At 60.3% G+C, this 2,460-nt stretch carries 1 protein-coding gene; it reads left to right on the forward strand.

Features of this window, described 5'->3' with window-relative positions; genetic code table 11:
- Positions 1–427 precede the first annotated feature (427 nt).
- Positions 428–2,152, forward strand: a complete 1,725-nt coding sequence (locus FN976_RS28650; RefSeq protein WP_145897507.1) for a hypothetical protein — start codon at positions 428–430, stop codon at positions 2,150–2,152.
- The last annotated feature ends 308 nt before the right edge of the window (positions 2,153–2,460 follow it).

A 2,460-nucleotide genomic window follows, 5' to 3' on the forward strand; every position in this document is an offset into this window, starting at 1 on the left:
GTATGAGGAAGCGGCGCGGCGAAGTGCCGCGCGAATCGGGCGGATTCATGCCGTGAGGCGGGGAGCCGCATGACCGGCGGCATCGCTTGGCGCCGCCTCCACCCACCGAGTTCTTCAACAGAATCGGCCAAGAGCAGACATGGTGACGCACGGATTGGGATTCCGTCGAACAGTCCTGCGCGCGCGCCTGTGCCACCGCCTGGAGCCGCTTCGAACGACGACTAACCCGGGCACTCAGATCCGCAATCGATCATCCAGCGAGCGCAATGCGCGCCGATCACCGTCGATCCGTCGATCGCGTGTGGCGCTCACCATGGCAGCCGATGCGCATGCGGGTTTGGCGTGCGTGCCGCAGTCTTGCCTTCGAGTAGATTCGCGCAGGAGGTGCTTGGACGCGCTCGCCCGAATGGACTAGGAAACGAAGGAAATGAACCAACCAAAGCCAGGAGCTGATAGCCATAGCGGCTTCGAAAGCCTTCTTAATGCGGCAAAACCTATTCTCAACAAGTTGCGAGGTTCGACGACATTCGCGATGTCACGAGGTGCCAAGGAGCTCTTCCACACCAACTTCCTGTCTCATGTGCTGGACGCGGAGGCGGAGGATGGCAATGACAAGCTTGTTTTGGATCAGACGAGGCGTGCGCTTCTGAACCTGCTATTTGGACACGACCGGTTTGATCGCGTCCTTACGTGGCGTGAGCAAAGCAACCTGGATCTCGTGATACTTCCGGAGCCTCGGGTGGAGGGCGCAAACCGGTACCTTGGGCCGATCGCATTCCAAGCGCCGGAGAAGGGCGCGCACTCAGACGACGCATGCGTCGCGGTGGTGGAAGCGAAGTTGAAATCCGTGCCTACGGGGAAGCAACTCATCAAATATGACCAAAAGCTGATCAAGGGCCTCAAACTCGAGTTCGACGATCCCTCACCACCGAATGCGCTTGGAGAAGATCCGGCCAGACCAGAAGAAGACGCCGGCATTCCGTGGCAGTCGGTAAACATGAAGGCGCTGGCAGACAACGATGCGGTTGTCGTCTCCGCGAAGGAGCAGAAGCAAGAGGTTGCCAGGGTTCAAGCGCCAGTGCGGCGCATCCTTCTGGGCTGGACGCATGGAGGCCGAGAAGGGTCTTGGAACAAGATCGGCTGGGGCGAACTCGTGAAGTGCTTCCCCGAGAAGGGCGATGCAACAGGCGGGCTGCTGGTGCAGCTGTTGCGCGATTACCGGGAAAGCACGTCCGCGCTCGTGGCTCTTGCGGAGGCCACGCTTCTCGCGGTGAACGAATTCTCCACAGGCCATTCAGACCTGAGCGCAATGCACACCGTCCTAATGCGCGAAGAGTTTAGGCGCATGCGCATCCATGATCTCGTGGGCAAGCTCGCGTTCTCCGAGTTGGCGAACACGCTTCGAACGGCTGTGACCGAGCAATGGGGAGAAGCCGAGGTAGATCGGCCTGTTCCGGCGGAACTCGGCGAGTTCACGCCTACGTTGAACTGGGAAGCTTTTATGACCCGAGCGACTCCCGGACTGACTGTCTCATGGCAGATTTCTCGCCCGGCAATGGGGAGCCTAGAACCGCGCACCGTCGAGATTGGTGTGCAGCTTCAACGCTGCGAGTATCGCCACTTCGTCAGCGCCTCGCATTCGTCGGGGGGCAAACTCGAGACGTTGGCACGTGATCCGCGCGGAGTTGGTGGATCCGCTTGGTGGCAAGCCAAGCCGGGGCCAGCGAAAGAACAAATGAAGGCAGGCAAGCGCGACGATGTAACCCTGCGGAATGCGCAGAAGGGGAAGAAAGTGGGTGGTGAACTCCGGTTCCTTAAATTTGGCGCCGAGGCGTTCCTCTACCGGTATGTGGATGCTTCTGATTTCAAGTTCGATGATCTGGTCGGCGCGCTCACGTACAGCCTTCATGAGGCTCGCAAGCTTCTCGCTCAGGAGTCGCTTCAAACCACTTTTGCCGACCTTCTTACTCGACCAGAAAAGGGCAAAGCGGAAAATGTTTCGGCGCTTGCTGCTGCAAAGTCACCCGAACGCGGCAGGAAGGCGAGCGCAGTCGCAGCATCCGCGGTGAACAACCCTATAGGCGCCGAAGGTACTCCTCTGGCCGCCGCCAAGAAGCGCGGTAAGCGCAGGAATACGGGGAATGGTCGCTGATGCGCTGGCCCTGTCGCTCAGGTGTGCACTGTGCGTGGCGAAGGCCGTCCGACAACCAATTGCTGGGGTTGTTGCGCTCGCCGGACTCGGTCGGGGGAGTGGTCGCGGCAAATTCTTTGCCACTCAAACGGACATTCACCCTCGGATTCACACTCCGCCGGCCTCGATGTCTGCTTTGCGTCGATTCTGTTGAAGAACTCGGTGGGTGGAGGCGGCGCCAAGCGATGCCGCCGGTCATGCGGCTCCCCGCCTCACGGCATGAATCCGCCCGATTCGCGCGGCACTTCGCCGCGCCGCTTCCTCATACA

Origin of the sequence: Caenimonas sedimenti, from assembly GCF_007833165.1 — a bacterium.
In the GTDB taxonomy this organism is placed as follows: domain Bacteria; phylum Pseudomonadota; class Gammaproteobacteria; order Burkholderiales; family Burkholderiaceae_C; genus Ramlibacter; species Ramlibacter sedimenti.

What these genes read in the sequence shown, in the direction of transcription:
- FN976_RS28650 (WP_145897507.1), top strand. Translation starts at nt 428, where the DNA reads ATGAACCAACCAAAGCCAGGAGCTGATAGCCATAGCGGCTTCGAAAGC.